At 56.9% G+C, this 16,764-nt stretch carries 14 protein-coding genes; 13 read left to right on the forward strand and 1 reads right to left on the reverse strand.

Annotation, left to right across the window (positions count from 1 at the left end; all coding sequences use genetic code 11):
* Positions 1–90 precede the first annotated feature (90 nt).
* The 4 genes from J9880_RS24395 to J9880_RS24410 all read left to right on the forward strand — a co-directional run bounded on the left by J9880_RS24395 (position 91) and on the right by J9880_RS24410 (position 4,994).
* On the forward strand, positions 91–672 hold the full coding sequence (locus J9880_RS24395) for a fimbrial protein (protein WP_195817992.1): 582 nt from the start codon (positions 91–93) through the stop codon (positions 670–672).
* Positions 673–767: 95 nt separating this feature from the next.
* On the forward strand, positions 768–3,269 hold the full coding sequence (locus J9880_RS24400; protein WP_232770677.1) for a fimbria/pilus outer membrane usher protein: 2,502 nt from the start codon (positions 768–770) through the stop codon (positions 3,267–3,269).
* 12 nt (positions 3,270–3,281) lie between these two features.
* Positions 3,282–4,013: a fimbrial biogenesis chaperone gene (locus J9880_RS24405; RefSeq protein WP_232770678.1), complete on the forward strand. Its 732-nt coding sequence runs from the start codon at positions 3,282–3,284 to the stop codon at positions 4,011–4,013.
* A 9-nt stretch (positions 4,014–4,022) separates the two neighbouring features.
* The gene (locus J9880_RS24410) at positions 4,023–4,994 is read left to right on the forward strand and encodes a fimbrial protein (RefSeq protein WP_232770924.1); all 972 of its coding nucleotides are present in this window, start codon (positions 4,023–4,025) and stop codon (positions 4,992–4,994) included.
* A 21-nt stretch (positions 4,995–5,015) separates the two neighbouring features.
* Here the strand turns inward: J9880_RS24410 and J9880_RS24415 are convergent, their stop codons facing one another.
* Complete coding sequence (locus tag J9880_RS24415) at positions 5,016–5,309, reverse strand: hypothetical protein (protein ID WP_095925611.1); 294 nt, start codon at positions 5,307–5,309, stop codon at positions 5,016–5,018.
* Positions 5,310–5,712: 403 nt separating this feature from the next.
* Here J9880_RS24415 and evgA point away from each other — a divergent pair, with 403 nt between their 5' ends.
* The 9 genes from evgA to J9880_RS24460 all read left to right on the forward strand — a co-directional run bounded on the left by evgA (position 5,713) and on the right by J9880_RS24460 (position 16,726).
* Positions 5,713–6,345: an acid-sensing system DNA-binding response regulator EvgA gene (evgA, locus tag J9880_RS24420; RefSeq protein ID WP_095925612.1), complete on the forward strand. Its 633-nt coding sequence runs from the start codon at positions 5,713–5,715 to the stop codon at positions 6,343–6,345.
* Positions 6,320–9,949, forward strand: coding sequence for a response regulator (locus J9880_RS24425; RefSeq protein WP_232770679.1), 3,630 nt, complete (start codon positions 6,320–6,322; stop codon positions 9,947–9,949). The genes evgA and J9880_RS24425 overlap by 26 nt, the downstream gene beginning before the upstream one ends.
* A 179-nt stretch (positions 9,950–10,128) precedes the next feature.
* The gene (locus J9880_RS24430; protein ID WP_095925614.1) at positions 10,129–10,641 is read left to right on the forward strand and encodes a fimbrial protein; all 513 of its coding nucleotides are present in this window, start codon (positions 10,129–10,131) and stop codon (positions 10,639–10,641) included.
* Between the two features lie 90 nt (positions 10,642–10,731).
* Positions 10,732–11,448 (forward strand): fimbrial biogenesis chaperone, encoded by a 717-nt coding sequence (locus J9880_RS24435; RefSeq protein WP_232770681.1) that lies wholly within the window; start codon positions 10,732–10,734, stop codon positions 11,446–11,448.
* A complete protein-coding gene (locus J9880_RS24440; RefSeq protein WP_232770682.1) occupies positions 11,432–11,971 on the forward strand; it encodes a fimbrial protein in 540 nt (179 codons plus the stop codon). The genes J9880_RS24435 and J9880_RS24440 overlap by 17 nt, the downstream gene beginning before the upstream one ends.
* 21 nt (positions 11,972–11,992) lie before the next feature.
* A complete protein-coding gene (locus J9880_RS24445) occupies positions 11,993–12,556 on the forward strand; it encodes a fimbrial protein (RefSeq protein WP_119824496.1) in 564 nt (187 codons plus the stop codon).
* Positions 12,557–12,566: 10 nt separating this feature from the next.
* Positions 12,567–13,313, forward strand: coding sequence for a fimbrial biogenesis chaperone (locus tag J9880_RS24450; protein ID WP_232770684.1), 747 nt, complete (start codon positions 12,567–12,569; stop codon positions 13,311–13,313).
* Positions 13,310–14,077, forward strand: a complete 768-nt coding sequence (locus J9880_RS24455; RefSeq protein WP_133822184.1) for a fimbrial biogenesis chaperone — start codon at positions 13,310–13,312, stop codon at positions 14,075–14,077. The genes J9880_RS24450 and J9880_RS24455 overlap by 4 nt, the downstream gene beginning before the upstream one ends.
* Before the next feature lie 90 nt (positions 14,078–14,167).
* Positions 14,168–16,726 (forward strand): fimbria/pilus outer membrane usher protein, encoded by a 2,559-nt coding sequence (locus J9880_RS24460; protein ID WP_232770685.1) that lies wholly within the window; start codon positions 14,168–14,170, stop codon positions 16,724–16,726.
* The last annotated feature ends 38 nt before the right edge of the window (positions 16,727–16,764 follow it).

The following is a 16,764-nucleotide window of genomic DNA, read 5'->3' on the forward strand; positions in this document are numbered from 1 at the left end:
ATTGGTCTGGAATGAGAGGCATGTTCTCTCAGGTATAGCGAAAAATATCGCTTAACGTTTTTTTGCCAGTCAATATCTCAAGGATCTCCAATGTTTAATGGAAACACTATTCCCTCTGCTGTCGCGTTAGCCATCTTTATATCCGGTTCAGCATTTGCCGCTGACGATCCCACGCCGCCGGTGGGCGCGGATCAGGGTTCAGGCCGTATTCATTTCACCGGCACGGTGATTAATGCGCCTTGTTCTGTGGCCGCGGGCGACGAAGACATTAATGTCAATATGGGGCAGGTGGCGAATAAGGTGCTGGAAACCGGCAGTAAATATTCGCAGAACGTCAGTTATACCATTCATTTGCAGGACTGCGATCTGACCGCACAGACGGTCGGCACAGTGGCTTATCCTGTGGTGTCGAAAGTGGCGGTGTCCTTTAGCGGTACGCCTGACAGCAGCGCGTCGGAACTGCTGGCAAACACCGGCAGCGCAAAAGGCGCGGGCATCCGCCTGATTGACGCCAACGGCGATCTGCTGAAAGTCGGTGACACGTCTAAAGATATCAACCTGGTCACCGGCAATAATGAACTGGTGTTTGCCGCGCGTGTGGAAGCCAACGCACAGCCGGTCGCGACCGGTACCCTTGTTTCTCAGGCCACCTACGCCCTGAATTACAAATAAGTATTGTCATTATCGGGGGGAGTTTCTCCCCCTTTTTCTCTGTGCCAGTACCGGGTTTTCAATGTAATACCGTGCAAGAAACAAGTGATAATATTATGGCGTTGTTAAAGGAAGAAATATCAGCAGGGAAACGGCAGGCGGCTGGCATTATTATAATTATCTCCGGTTGCTTTATTTCCGACAGAAGCCTTGCGGTAGAATTTAACGTTAATTTTATCGATTCTGCCGATCGCAATAATGTCGATCTGTCACGATTTCAGGTAGCCCATTATATCGCGCCTGGTGAATACCTGCTGGATGTGGTGCTCAATGGCCGCACGCTCGGCGATCAAAGCCTGATTAAGTACATTTCCGCTGAAAATAACCCGGACAGCCGCCTTTGTCTGCCGCCCGCGCTGGTGGATAAATTCGACCTGACGCCGGCTGCCCGCGAGAAGCTGACGCTGTGGCATCAGGGCGAATGCACGTCGCTCGATCAGCAGAAAGAAGTGATCACCCGCTACGATCAGGAAAAACAGACCCTTAACATCAGCATTCCGCAGGCGTGGCTGACCTTTCACGATGAAAACTGGGTGCCGCCGTCGCAGTGGGATGAGGGCGTGAACGGCGCACTGCTGGATTACAACCTGCTCGGCAGCAAATACATGCCGCAGTCCGGCGACAGCACCACCAGCTTCAGCAGTTACGGCACCACCGGCGTCAACCTCGGGCCGTGGCGCGCCCGTGCCGATTATCAGTATGCTTCATCGCGCACTTCCGGCACCCCGGCCAGCGACAAATTCACCTGGACACAAACCTATGTTTACCGCGCATTACCGTCCCTTGGCGCGCGCCTGACCGGCGGACAGACCTATTTCAGTTCGGATATTTTCGACTCATTCCGCTTTCTCGGCGTGTCGCTGAACAGCGACCAGCGCATGCTGCCGCCGTCGCTGCGTGGCTACGCGCCGCAGGTGACCGGCATCGCCAAAACCAACGCCAAAGTGAGCATCAGCCAGAACGGACGGGTGATTTACCAGACCAACGTGTCGCCGGGGCCGTTCGTGGTGCAGGATCTGACCGAAGCGGTGCAGGGCGCGCTGGACGTGAAAATCGAGGAAGAAAACGGCAGCGTCACCACCTATCAGGTGACCACCGCGACCATTCCGTTTCTGACCCGCAAAGGGCAGGTGCGCTTTAAAACCGCGACGGGCAAACCGACCACCGGCAGCAACAATCACGTGTTACAGCCCGGTTTTTACAGCGGCGAAATGTCCTGGGGCGCGCTCAATGATTTCTCACTTTACGGCGGCGTTATTACCACCACCGGCAACTATCAGGCGCAGGCGCTCGGCGTCGGACAAAACCTGCAAAAGCTCGGCGCGGTGTCGTTTGACGTCACGCGCTCCTCGGCCACCGTGCCGGTGGCGGGCAGGCAAACCGGGCTGAGTTATCGCGCCAACTACTCCAAACGCTTCGATTCGACCGGCAGCCAGATCACCTTTGCCGGATACCGTTTCTCGCAAAAAACCTTTATGTCGTTCAGCCAGTATCTCGACAAGGTCAACGGCGACGGCTATTCCCGCGACGATAAACAGACCTACACCGTCACCGCCAACCAGTACCTGCCGTGGCCGGCCATCACGCTCTATCTCTCGGCCACCCACAAAATCTACTGGAACGAGCGTGCCAGTAACAACTACAGCCTGTCGGTCAGCAAGATTTTCGATGTCGGGCGCTTTACCGGCGTCTCGGCGACGTTTTCCGCCAGCAAGCTGAACTACCGCGATACCGATGAAAACCAGATGTTTCTGTCGCTCAGTGTGCCGCTCTCTTCCGGGCAGCAAATCAGCTACGACGCGCAGCAGGATTCGCAGAGCGGCTTCTCGCAAACGGCGTCGTATTACAACAGTCAGGATCCGGCCAACAGCTGGCGCGTCGGCGCGGGCGGCAGCAGCCCGGATCTGCAAAAAGGCAATGGCGTGTTCCGCGCCAACTACCAGCACATGTCGCCGTACGGCCAGTTCGGGGCGAACGGCAGCGTGAAAAATAACGATTACCGCTCGGTGAATGCCAACTGGTACGGATCGCTGACCGCCACGGCGGCGGGCGCGGCCCTGCATCAGAGCAGCGCCGGCAGCGAGCCGCGCATGATGTTGTCGGCGGGCGTGAAAGGCATTCCGGTCAGCGACGGCGCATCCGTGACCAACGATTACGGCATCGCGGTGGTGAACGGCGTGTCCAGCTACCAGACCTCGGATATCCGCGTCGATGTCAATAATTTGCCGGACGACGTCGAGGTTTACAGCTCGGTGGTCAGCAAAACGCTGACCGAAGGGGCGATCGGTTTTCGCCAGATCCGCGCCGTGAAAGGCGAGCGCCTGATGGCGGTGATCCGCCTGAAAGACGGCAGCCATCCGCCGCTGGGCGCGTCGGTGACTGACAACAGTTCCGGCTTTGAGGCGGGGCTGATCGGTGACGGCGGCCTGGCCTATCTGGCCGGTGTGTCAGGGGAAAAATCCCTGACGGTCCGCTGGGGCGATGCGCAGCAATGCCAGATCCGCGTGCCTTCTGAACCCGAAACCCGTTCCGGGCAGATGTTGCTGCCCTGCACATAAGGAAATAATCCCATGAAAAAACAGCATTTTTATCTCATCGCCCTGCTGACGATGGTCGCGGCGACGCCCGCGCTGGCCGCCGTCAATCTTGACCGGACGCGCATCATTTATCAGGCCGGTGATAAATCCGTCAGCGTGATGCTGGAAAATCAGAGCAAAACATTGCCGTATCTGGCACAGGTCTGGCTGGAGAATGCGCAGGGCAAAAAAATCACCTCGCCGCTGGTGGCGCTGCCGCCGATGCAGCGCATTGACGCCGGTGAGAAAAGTCAGATCCGCATCCTGCAATTACCTGAAACCGCAGGCTTACCGAAAGACCGCGAGTCGCTGTTTTACTTCAACGTGCGCGAGGTGCCGCCCAAAAGCGACATGGCGAACGTCATGCAGGTGGCGATCCAAAGCCGCGTGAAGCTGTTCTTCCGCCCGGCCGCCATCAGCAGTCAGATCAAAAATAACTGGCAGGAACAGCTTCAGGTTGTCCGGCTCCGCGACGGCCTGAAACTGACCAACCCCACGCCGTTTTACATCACCGTCGGTTATCTGGGAACGGACAACAAAGGCAATATTCCCGGCTTCGACAGCGTGATGCTGGCACCCTTTGCGACAGAAAATCTCACCGGCAGCCGGTATGTCAGTAACGAATACAGCCTCGGTTACATGGACGATTACGGCGGTTTGCAGGTGAACGAATACCGCTGCCAGACCTCGCCGTGTCAGATCGTCAGCCAGCCCGCCAAAAAGTAAGGAAGCATGATGCGATTTGTCCTCAGACGATTACTGAACCCGCCGGTTTTAATCTTGTTGCTGCTGTTATTTTCCCGTCACGCGCTGGCGCTGGATTGTGTCGAAAAAGGCACCGGCATCGTGGATAAACCGGCGATCCCGGTCGGGCAACTGGCGATCCCGGCCAATGTGCCCGCCGGAACCAAGGTGTGGGAATCCAATGACATTACGGTGACGGCCTACTGCGACAACGTGCTGGGGTCGGCCATTGACGTGGTGCATTTCTACTTCAACCCCAAATCCCAGTCGATTGGCGAGGGATTAAGGCTGGGCGTCAGTTACAACGGGCAGGAACTGGAGCAGGATCAGCAACGCACCAGCACCAACAGCACGCCGATCCAGCGGGGCGGGAGCGTAACGCTGGATGTGACGTTTCGTCTGTATATCAAGGTGACCGGCACGCCGCCTTCCGCCGGGTATTATCAGGGGACGGATCAGTTTACGGTGTTTCAGCTCGACGGCAGCAGCCGCGTCAACAACACGCCGGGGGCGAAAAACCTTAAATATAATCTGTCGGGATTGCAGGGGGTCCGCTTTCTGGCCTGCGGTTCTGACCTGAAAGTCTGGCCGGAATCCCAGATTGTGGATTTCGGCGCGATCCAGTCAACTACCTTATCGCGCTCGTCCGGCATTTCGCTGCCGTTTGCCATCAGGGCGGTGAAACAGGGATGTCTGGATAATTTCTCGCTACAGGCGGAGTTTTCCACCGCCAGTCCGTTGCTGGATAACACGGCGATTGACCTGCAAAACGGCGCCAGACTGATGCTGTATAACGATCAGGATCAACTGGTGGTTTTTAACCGTTACGATGACTTTGCCGCACTGAATAACGTGAACGAGGTGACGAAAAATTTCAGCGCCAGACTGAGTGCCATTCCCGGCCGGGCGCTGACGCTCGGGCAGTTTGATGCGTCCGTGATCGTCAAAATTAACTATTACTGACGACCGGCAAAAAGAACAACATTAAAGCTGACGCTGATCAGCCTGCAAGGTGCGCCGGTATTTCTGAATGGCTTTATCCAGCGCGGCTTTGCTGTTGTTCACGGCGATCAGGGCGTGCTGAATATCTTCCTGCGACACTGCCGACGCGCCGCCGTACTGGATCCGGCGGTTGTAATCATTCAGTGCCTGCTGATAGGCCATCTGCGCTTTCAGAATTCGGGCGTTATTACGGTCATCTCTGGCGTAACGTGCTTTCGCCATGCTGACCGTTTCGATCCGCTTCACCGGCATAACCGGCTCCACCGGTTTATTCACCGGGGCGGAAGCCGGGAGGAGATTTCTGGCAATATAAGCACGGCGGGGTTCTGGCGGTGGTGTCGAATTAAAATAACAACAGGGAACAGACAGTAAGTTAAATATAAAAAGTAACGCCAGACAAATTAATTGTGTATTGGTTCTCTTCATGAGAATAGTAAACCCCACGCAGACCGGGGCGTGTTGAGGTGATCCATCATTTAAATTGAAAAGTAAGAATAAACGTCACGGCCGATGAAATACACCAGACGCATCGGAAACTTTTGCAGGGAATATCCTACACGTGAAGTCCGGAGGGGAAATTAATTAACAGATACTATTTTTCTTAATGTGCATAGAAATGGGCATTCGGAGTAGGTAGACTGAAAATAGTCCCGTTGCTGAAAAAGAAGACTGCCAGAGCATGAGCAAAACCCATAAATTAAATGCGGTCATTGTTGACGATCATCCGCTAGCCCGTATGGCGATCAGAAACCTGCTGGAAAGCGAGGGGATCACTGTGGTCGGTGAAGCCGGTGATGGCGCACAGGCGCTGCAACTGGTGGATCAGCTGTACCCGGATCTGGTGATCGTGGATGTCGATATCCCGGTGATGAGCGGCATTGAGGTGGTGGAGAAACTGCGCAAGCAGGCGTTCAGCCGCATTATTATTGTGGTTTCTGCCAAAAACGATCTGTTTTACGGCAAACGCAGTGCCGATGCGGGGGCGAATGCCTTTATCAGTAAAAAAGAGGGAATGACCAATATTATCGCGGCGGTGAATGCCTCCCTGAATGGCTACAGTTATTTTCCTTTATCCCTGCATGCTTTTATGGGCAGCCTTTCCTCGGAGCAGGAAATGTTGCAGTCGCTGTCCAGTCAGGAAATCAAAGTGATGCGTTATATTCTCGCGGGTACCGATAATATGAAAATTGCCTCAGAGATGAACATCAGCAATAAAACGGTGAGCACCTACAAAAGCCGCTTAATGGAAAAACTGAACTGCAGGTCGTTAATGGATCTCTTCTCTTTTGCCCAACGCAATAAAATCGGGTAATGCCATGATCCGCCGGGTGATGGCCGTGATGTTTCTTCTGCTGGCGGTCGTCTGCCCGCTGCGCGCCGCCACGCCTGAACCGGTAACCCTCACCCTTGCCAGCGATTATCAGGTCTTTACCCCTGCGCTGCCGTTAAGCCATCTCGATCTGCTGTGGCTGGCGGCCAAACGGACACTGACTGTCGGCGTGTATGGCACGGAAACCCCGCCGCTCAACATGAACACCTCCACCGGTCGCTACCGGGGGATGAACGCCGATTACCTGTTGCTGCTGGAAAATTCCCTGCAAGTCCGCGTGGTGATCAAACACTATGCGAATCAGCCACAGGCCCTGGCGGCACTTCAGGGCGGCAACCTTGATCTGATCCTGACCTCCCCGTCGGGGGGAGAACCGCTGGCGGCACCCTTCACCGCCTCGCTGCCACTGGTCCGCGCTTTTCCGACGCTGGTGACCCGTCAGGCCGACGTGATGAAACCCTTGTCGGATGAGCATGACGCGGTGAAAGTGGCGATTAAACAAGGCTATCCTTCCGACGCCTTTATCAAAACGGTGTTTCCGCAGGCGCAGATCACCGCCTATGCGGATAACTATCTGGCGCTGGCGTCGGTCGCCAATAAAGAAAACGACTACTTTTTTGGCAACAATCTCACCTCCAGCTTTATTCTGGTGCGCGATTTTTATCAGGCGCTGGACATGGTGAAATTCTGGCGCGAACCGCAGACCGGCAACGCGTTTATTGTGCTCGCCAGCCAGCCGCAGTTACGGGGCATTCTCGATACCTTTATCAGTTCCCTGAGCGAGCAGACGCATAAACAGGTGGCGCAGTCCTGGGTGGATAACGGAAATATTTCCTTTTTAAATAAGGCGATGAAACTCACGCCGCAGGAAGAACGCTGGGTCTCCCGCCATCCGGTGCTGCATGTGCTGATCAACCCGTATTACGCGCCGTTCAGCATGATTGACGACAATCAGGAAATCCGCGGCCTGCTCGGCGATATTCTCAACCTGATCCAGTTGCAGACCGGCTTGTCCTTCGAACCGGTGATCGCCAATTCCAACAGCGACATGGTGAATATCATGCGCAAAGGCGGCTGGGATATTTTGCCGACCGCCACTTACAGTACCGAACGCGAAGAGCAGATGTTATTTACCCATCCGTTTATTGCCACGCCGTTTGTGCTGGTGACCCGCGACACGAGCGGGCACGAAGATAGTCTGTCGCCGGGGTCGAAAGTGGCGATACCGGCGTATCATCCGCTGAGTGAAAAACTGAAGAAGAAATATCCCGGCGTGACCTGGGTGATTGCCGAAAATACCAGTACGGCGCTGAGCAAACTGATGCTCGGCGATGTGGACGCCGTGGTGTCTACCCAGCTCGCGTCGCGGTTTATCATCGATCACTATTATCCTGAGATGATGACCTATACCCGCATTCCGGATGAGCCGTCGGCGCAGATTGCCTTTGCTATCCCGCGTGACGCGCTGGAATTACAAAGTATTCTGAACAAGGCGCTGGATGATATTCCGCCGAAAGAGATCCTCAATCTGGCCGGAAAATGGGTGAAAGCGCCGGATGTGAAAATCGGCACCTGGAATCTGTATAACCGGCCATTTTATCTGGTGGCGGGGCTGGCCGCATTGCTGGTCATCAGCAGCCTGCTGTGGGGTGTCTATCTTTTGCGGGCGATCAGCCGGGGCAAGGCGTCGCAGGCGGCGCTGAGTTATCAGCTTATCCTGCGCCAGACCCTGTCCAACGCCATTCCGGTGCCGGTATATGTCATCACGCCGGACGGTGAACTGGAAAGCTACAACAGCGCCTTTGGTGAATTCTTTACGCCGGAACGCCGTGAGGCCATGCGCTATTCGCTGTATGACCGCCGCAGCCCGCTGGCGGATGTGTTCCCCGATGTGCAGCAGGAAATCCAGAAAGGGCTGACGCCGGATACGGTGATCACCCATCAGCTGGTGCTGAATAACGGCGAAGAAGATCGCCTGATCCTGCACTGGCTCACCTCATGCCGGATGCCGGATGAGTTGCCCGCCACCCTGATTTGCGGCTGGCAGGACATCACCGAATCCCGCCAATTGATGAAAGCGTTGCAGGTCGAGAAAGACAAAGCCATCGATGCCAGTCAGGCGAAAAGCCGTTTTCTCGCCAGCATGAGCCATGAAATCCGCACGCCGGTCAGCTCGATCATGGGATTCCTGGAATTACTGACCACCCGTAAACAAAGCGCGGAAGAAGCGAAAGACACCATCGAACTGGCCTACAGCACCGCGCAGACGCTGATCGGCCTGATTGGTGACGTGCTGGACATGGAAAAAATCGAGTCGGGCAATTTTACCCTGACACCGGAATGGGTCGATCTGGATCCGCTGATCCATACCACGGTGGCGAATTTCGACGGGCTGGCGCGGCAGAAAAACCTCAGGCTGACGGTGGATTGCCGCCTCGAAGCGGGCAAAACCCTGTGGCTCGATCCGCAGGCCACCAAACAGGTGCTGGCGAATCTGCTCAGTAACGCCGTCAAGTTTACGCAGGAAGGCGGCGTCGAAGTGATGGCGCACACGCAGGCGCTGGGCGAGGAGCGGGTGTATCTGTCACTCAGCGTGCGGGATTCCGGACCGGGGATCAGCGCCGGTGAGCAGCAGCAACTGTTCAAACCTTTCAGTCAGACGCAGGTCGGCAAGCGCAATATCGGCTCCGGGCTGGGGCTGGTGATTTGCCGTGAAATGGTGGAACGCATGGCCGGGCAGATGAGCATCGCCAGTCAGCCGGGCATGGGCACCACCATGATGGTCACGCTGATGACGCAATCCTCTGACCATGCGCCCGCCGTGCCGCTGATCGCCGAACAGCAGGCGACCCTGCCAGCCGCCTTGCGCATCCTGATTGCCGAAGATAATCCGACCAACCGGCTGTTGCTGCGCCGTCAGCTGGACATGCTCGGCTACCATGTGGATGAGGCCGAAGACGGCCTTCAGGCGCTTAGTCTGATCCAAAAACAAGAGTATGACCTGCTGATCACCGATCTGAATATGCCCCATATGGACGGCATCACGCTGACGCGGCGGGTGCGCGAACGCGATCAGCAGATGGTGATCTGGGGGCTGACCGCCAACGCGCAGACCGACGAAAAAGAACGCTGTCTGGCGGCGGGCATGAATATGTGCCTGTTTAAACCCATCGACCTGCAACAGCTGAAAGCCGCCCTCAGCGGCCTGAACCTGCCCGCCGCGAGTCTGGCGCTGGAAGAGTTTGTCGATATGCCGACGCTGGAAGCGCACAGTCTCGGTGATAAAAAACTGATGATGCAGATGCTGGAACAGGCGCGGACGGAGAATGAAAAGGATCTGACCGCCGCGTCACAGGCGCTGGCGCAGCAGGAATGGGGCGTCCTGCAACATCACCTGCACCGCATTAACGGCACCCTGCAACTGCTGAGTGCGACGGCATTGCATGAACTTGCCGAAAAATTAGAAGACGCCCTGGCCGCCGGGGAAACCGGGCCGGTGATTAAAGAAAATCTTAATGTGTTGGAACAACAAATACGGATGTTCAACAGCGCCATTGAAATGTATGCTAAAACTGCCCGCCATTAATAAATTCTGCCATTGAAATCTGTTCGTTATCCTACACCTGTAGTCTGCGCCCTTCGTGAAAATAAAGCCTCTCTGATATTTTATCTTTTCTCCCCTGCGTATTATCTCCTCCTCAGCCAAGGCAGGCTGAAATAACTTTTCTCTTGTCGTAATACTTATATTGAATAAAGGATTTAGTAATGAATAAAATTATCGCCCTTGCGCCTGTTGCTTTGATGATGGCTATGGCGGGTCAGGTTCAGGCTGCTACTCAGGCTGACGTCCAGCTGCAGGGCAATATTGTCGACACCACGTGTGAAGTGACGGCAAATAACGGCGCTTCCACCCTGAACGTCGGTTCTTTCTCTAGAATCGCTTTCGACGCAGCGAAAAAACAGATTGGTGAAGAGCCTCTGCTGGTTTCCCTGAAAAATTGCAGCAAAGACGAAGCGGGCGCGTTGCAGGTCAGCGGCATTGTTGCGACCGGTAACGAAACCGTGTTCCTGAGCGATGTTGGCCAGTCCGCAGGCTTCATGCTGACCCGTGAAGATGGCACCACTCAGGTGACCAACAACACCAGCATCCCTGTGGTAGCGGATGCTTCCGGCGCGCTGACCTATACCTTCAACACCGGTATGGCAGTGCTGGATAAAGCGAACGTTCAGCCAGGTGCTTACCACGCGCCAGTGAAAATCTCTTACGTCAGCAACTAAGCGTAAGCGGTTTCAGAACGTCACTATAAGCAGTACAGAAAAGAGAGGGTTATTACGGCCTCTCTTTTTCGTTTAACGGGCAGGAACAGTATGAAGTGTTATCACAAGTGGGCGTTTATTCTCAGCCTGAGCCTGGTATTGACCGCACCGGCGATAGCCAGTATTTCGCTCGGGGCCTCACGGGTTATTTTTAACGGGGCTGACAGTGCGCAGAGTATTGATATTAATAACCGCTCACAAAATCAACCTTATCTTATTAATGTCGGTATTTCCGGATCCCTTTCAGGCCAAACGACAGACAGCGTGTTTATTCCGACACCGGCGTTATTTCGTATTGAGCCTGACTCCACCAATAAAATTCGTATTCTGAAAAAAGCGAATGCTCTGCCGCATGACCGGGAGTCGGTTTTTTATCTGAATATTATGGCGATCCCGACCAGTAAAACCGGGCAGGAGACCCGCACGGAGAATGTCGGCGGGACATTGCAGGTAGCCACCGGCAATACCATCAAGCTGTTCTATCGCCCGGATAATTTGCCGATGACGCAAAAAGAGGCGATGGGCAAATTACAGTTTGTCCGCACAGGTCAGGGCGTCAACGTCAGCAATCCCACGCCTTATTACATCTCGCTGAATAAGCTGATGATTGATGGCAAGAAAGTGAAACTCGATGTGATCAAAGGCACCAGCATGATTGCGCCGTTTGCTGCCAATACCTATCCGGTGACCGCCGGGCAGGGGAAAGCTGAGTGGGCCGCGATTAATGATTTTGGTGGCGTGGAGGCGTTCCGTGGCACGGTTAATTAAACATATTTCTTCCGGCCTGCTGCTGATGTTATCAGGTATGCCGGTCAGTCAGGCGCTGGCCACCACGACAGACATTAAAGCCAATATCACCGATGGCAGCTGTCAGGTGTCGCTGGATCAGACCAGCCTCAGTTTTGGCAATCAAAACACCACGCAGTTCGCCACCGGCACCGCGCAAATCCTGCCGCTGGCGGTGACGCTCGACTGCACGGATATGCAGGGGCAGACACCTGCGCTGAGTGTGACCGGTGAGTCGTCAGGCTTAAATGACGCTCAGCTGTTTCGTGCCGCCAGTTCAACGGCGAAGTACGCCGGTTTTATGCTGAAAAAAGGCACGTTGACCAACCTGAGCGATTTTTATAACGCCGCTGATACCGTGGCACCGGGCGATACCGTGACGGTCACCGGCGACAACAGCGCCGTGCAGCCTTTCTCCGTGGGACTGGTGCACAGCAATGGTGACCCGATGCCGACGGCGGGTGCAGTCAGCGCCCGGATCACCTTTGCCTTTATTTTCCCCTAACGCGATCAACAGACAGACACGATGAAAAATCATAACTCTTTATCAGGACGTCACTTCGCCCTGAGGGCATCGCTTTGCCTGTTCCTGCTGGCGACAGCCAGCTGTCCGGCGGCAACGGATGTGCAGTTTTCCGCGAACTTTCAGGCGCCGACCTGTCAGGTTTCTGCTCCGGCGTCGCTGGATTTTGGTGACGTGTCGTCATCGTCGATCCGCCAGGGCGACAGTCTGGCCAATCCGCTGACCCTGACCCTCACCGTGTCGCAGTGCGCCGGGTTTGTCGGTGCGGTGCAAAAGCCGGGCGTGAAGGTGTCGGGCGTGGGGAATACAAGTATGGGCGATTTCCTGTTCCTGCAACCGGCCACCACGAAGGCGGTGAACTATGGCGTGCACATTGCCACGGCCACCGGCGATGTGGTGAACAACAACACCGTGTTGCCGGTGCTGCTCAGCGCGTCGGCCTTTGACGGCGGCAGCGTCAGCATCCCGCTCAGTGTGGCGCTGTCCTGCGGGAACAAATGCGCCGATGCCGCCACCAAAGGCGGCACGCTGAATGCCGCCGTGACCTTTGACTTTGCCTACCAGTAAGGGGTGAGCCGTGCATGTTATTTCGTTGTGTTTACGCCGCATGGTGCTGGTAACCGGCGTCCTGATGGCGCTGGTGCAGGGCGCGGCCGCCGCAGACGGCGGCATCGGCCTCAGCCGCACGCGGGTCATTTTTCAGGCAGGGGACAGCGCACAAACGCTGACCCTGCAAAACAACGGCTCGCGGCCTTATCTGGTGCAGTCGGCGGTGGTGACACAGCCGCAGGGCCATGAAGCCGCGCCGTTTCTCGCCACGCCGCCGCTGTTCCGGCTGGAAGCCAACAGCAAAAACACCCTGCGGATTTTGCGTAAGGACGGAGCCGCGCTGCCGGTTGATCGGGAATCGGTCTTTTACTTCACCGCGATCGCCGTACCGGCCATGACGCTGCCGGAAACGGCGGACGAGGCTTCGCTGGCGGCGCGGGTGTCTGTCGGCATCCGGAACACCATCAAGCTGTTTTACCGCCCGGCCGGATTGTCGCTGGCACCGGAAGAAGCGCAGGGACGTTTAACGTTTCATCTGACCGGCGGAAAGGTGCAGGTCGGCAACCCGACGCCGTATTACCTGACCTTCTCGCACCTGAAGCTCGACGGCACGGAGATCGACGTCCGCACTCAGGGGGCGATGATTGCGCCGTTCTCGTCGGTCAGTTATCCGCTGACCGGCCATCCGCGTCAGGCGCACTGGTCGGTGATTAATGACTATGGCGGTAACAGTGCGGTTTACCACGCCACCGTGCAAAGCGGAGAAGCGCCATGAGATTTTCCCTGAAATTACCGGCGTGTGTCGCGGTGGTCGCCACGGCGCTGGCTGTGGCGATGCCGGGTTTCGCCTCGCCGGAACAGCCAGCCGGTTTGTCGCTCACGCAGTTCCGGCTGGTCTATCCGGCGTCGGAAAAGAAGGGCATCACCTGGTCTCTGACCAACAACACCGACCGCGCGTATCTGATGCAGTCGTGGATCCGGCCGCTGGATGCCGCCACCGGTTTACCGGCGGCAGAAGAGGAACGCAAAGGCCCGTCAGCGACAATCCCGCTGCTGGTCACGCCGCCGTTAAAGCGCGTGGAGCCGGGCGATCCGTTGCAGCTGCGGCTGCGCATCACCGACATGTCGCTGCCGCAGGATCGGGAATCGGTCTTTTACCTGTCGGTGAAAGGGATTCCGTCCGTGCCGGATAAAGCCAGCCAGAACGGCGGGCAACTGGTGGTGGCGGTGGTGAACAACCTCAAGCTGTTTTACCGGCCGGAGGGGCTGCCGGAAGGCGGGGTGAAAAAGGCAGTGCAGCAGCTGCGTTTCAGCCTGCAAGGCGATGTGCTGGTGGCGGATAACCCGACGCCGTTTTACCTGAACTTCAGCCAGCTGAGCGTGGGCGGAAAACCGCTTCCGGCCGCTGAACTGCGCAAGCTGGTGCCGCCGAAAGGCCAGCAGCGATACGCCGTGAGCGGCGGTGCGCAGGGCGCGGTGGAATGGCAGGTGCTGGATGAAGAGAGTCAGGTGACGCCGTTGCAGCGCCAGACATTGTAACGCCGGGAAAACCGGCGCAGAAAATCACTAATTGCAGAGCAGGGAACGATTTTGAGTAAGACATTGACGTCCTGTTTAAGGACTAACGGCATGGTAGCCAGCACCCGCGCCTTCCCGCGCAAAACGCTCGCCCTTTTTGTACTGATGAGCTGCCAGCCTGGCTGGGCGGCGGATTATTTCGACCCTGAATTATTGTCACTGGGCACCGGCACGTCTGATGTGGATCTTTCCGCCTTTTCTCAGGCGGGCGGGATGGCCGAAGGCACGTATCCGGTCACGGTGTATGTGAACCAGCGTGAAGCGGTTTCACGGGATGTGCAGTTCAGCAAAAATACTCAGGGCAATGTGATGCCACAACTGACGCCGGAAATGCTTGGCGCGCTTGGCGTCAACGTCGGTCAGTTGCCTGCGTTTAAAGGACTGCCGGAAAACCAGCCGGTGGCCGATCTGAGCGCACTGATCCCGCAATCGACGGTGAAGTTTGATCTGTCGCATCTGCGTCTTGACCTCAGCATTCCGCAGGTGGCGATGCAGGCGGGTCAGGACAGCCAGTCGGATCCGGCGCAGTGGGATGACGGTATTCCGGCGATGTTGTTTAACTACAATCTCAGCGCCGGACGCAACGAGCAGAGTATCAACAGCGACACGCGGACCAGCAATAACCTGTTCGCCAACGTGCAGACCGGGGCCAACCTCGGCGCATGGCGTCTGCGCAGCACGCTGACGCACAGCCATTCGGATGCTGACAGCAGCAGTAACAGCAGCGACAGCACGCGTTTTTCGAATACTTACCTGTCACGGGATATCCGCGACTGGCGCTCACGCGTCACGATGGGGGAAACCAGCACCGGCAGCGACGTGCTGGACGGCGTGCCGTTCCGGGGTGTGCAGCTGAGTTCGAGCGAACAGATGATGCCATCCCGTCTGCGAGGCTTTGCGCCGCAGATCAGCGGTGTCGCCAGCAGTAATGCCCGCGTCACCGTGCGCCAGAACGGCTATGTGGTGTACGAAACGTATGTTGCACCGGGACCGTTTGAAATCAAAGATCTGTATCAGGCGGGCACCTCCGGTGACCTTGATGTGGCGGTGACGGAAGCCGACGGCAGCGTGCACAGCTTTGTGGTGCCGTATTCGTCGCTGCCGGTGATGTTGCGACCGGGGGCAATCAAATACGAAGCCACGGCCGGGCGCTACAACGGCGGCAACACCCAGGGTTCGCGCGAATCTGACTTTGTGATGACCACGCTGATTTACGGTTTGCCGAAAAACCTGACGTTGTACGGCGGCCTGCTGGCGTCGCAGAACTACAGTGCGCTGAGCATGGGGACCGGCGTGTCGATGGGCGACCTGGGGGCGGTGTCGGCAGACGGAACGTTTTCCAGCACCAGACTGGAACATGAAGATCGTCAGGCAGGCAGTTCATGGCGGGTGCGCTACTCGAAAAGTCTGCTGACCACCGGCACCTCGTTTGATCTAACCGCGCTGCGGTATTCGACCCGCAACTATTACAGCTTCGCGGAATACAACAGCATCGGTTATTCGGCGCGTGAAGACGTGTCGCCGTGGGTGATGAGCCGTCGCCGCAGCAGCTTCCAGACCCAGGTCTCGCAGCAGCTCGGCAATCTCGGCTCGGTCAGCCTGCGCGCCAGCCGTGATGATTACTGGGGATCCACCAAAACGCTGACCAGTCTGTCCGCCGGTTATAACGGCAGTTATCACAGCGTCAGCTACGGGCTTTACTACACCGTTGACCGCATGAAAGGTCACGGCGACTGGCCGGAAAACCGTCAGGTGTCGTTCAACGTGAACGTGCCGTTCAGCATCTTTACTGCGGCACCGGCGCTGCAAAATGCCTATGCCACCAGTCAGATCACCCATGACAACCACGGGCGCACGCAGAATCAGGCGGGACTCAGCGGCAGCACATCTGACGGCAAGGTGTCGTACAGCGCGATGCAGGGCTGGGGGAATCAGGATCAGGTCAGCAACAGCACCCTGAATCTTGGCTATCAGGGCAGCAAAGGCAACGTGGCGGCGGGTTACGGCTATTCGAACGACATGCGTTCGATGAACCTGAACATGAGCGGCGGCGCAATTGTGCACAGTGAAGGCGTGACGCTGTCACGTTCGCTGGGCAGTTCGGTGGCGCTGGTCAGTGCGCCGGGTGCGCAGGATGTCAGCCTGTCGAACGGCAGCGGCAAGACGGATTCCCGTGGTTTCGCCGTGGTGCCGTATCTGTCGGATTACAGCCGCAACAGCATCGGTCTGGACCCGTCCACCTTGCCGGATAACGTCGATTTGCCACAGAACCAGCAGACGGTCTATCCGACCAACGGCGCGGTGGTGAAAGCCAACTTTGCCACGCGCATCGGTTATCAGGTGTTAATGACCCTGACCCGTGCGGGCGGGGCAGGCGTTGTGCCGTTCGGTGCCACCGCCTCGCTGGCGGAGAAAGCCGGCGGTGAGGAGATCACCGGTATCGTTGGCGATAACGGGCAGGTCTATCTGACCGGTCTGCCGCAAAAAGGCCAGCTCTCCGTGAGCTGGGGTAAAGGCAGCGATAAACAGTGCCGCGTCAGTTACAACCTGCAAGGGCTGGCTCCGACGGCGCAAATGCCGGTCATTCAGCTTGATGGCGAATGCCGCTGATAACAGGCCGCGCTCCCGGGCGCGGCATTTTCAATCCC

The organism is Rahnella victoriana, from assembly GCF_021276285.1.
Classification (GTDB): Bacteria; Pseudomonadota; Gammaproteobacteria; order Enterobacterales; family Enterobacteriaceae; genus Rahnella; species Rahnella victoriana.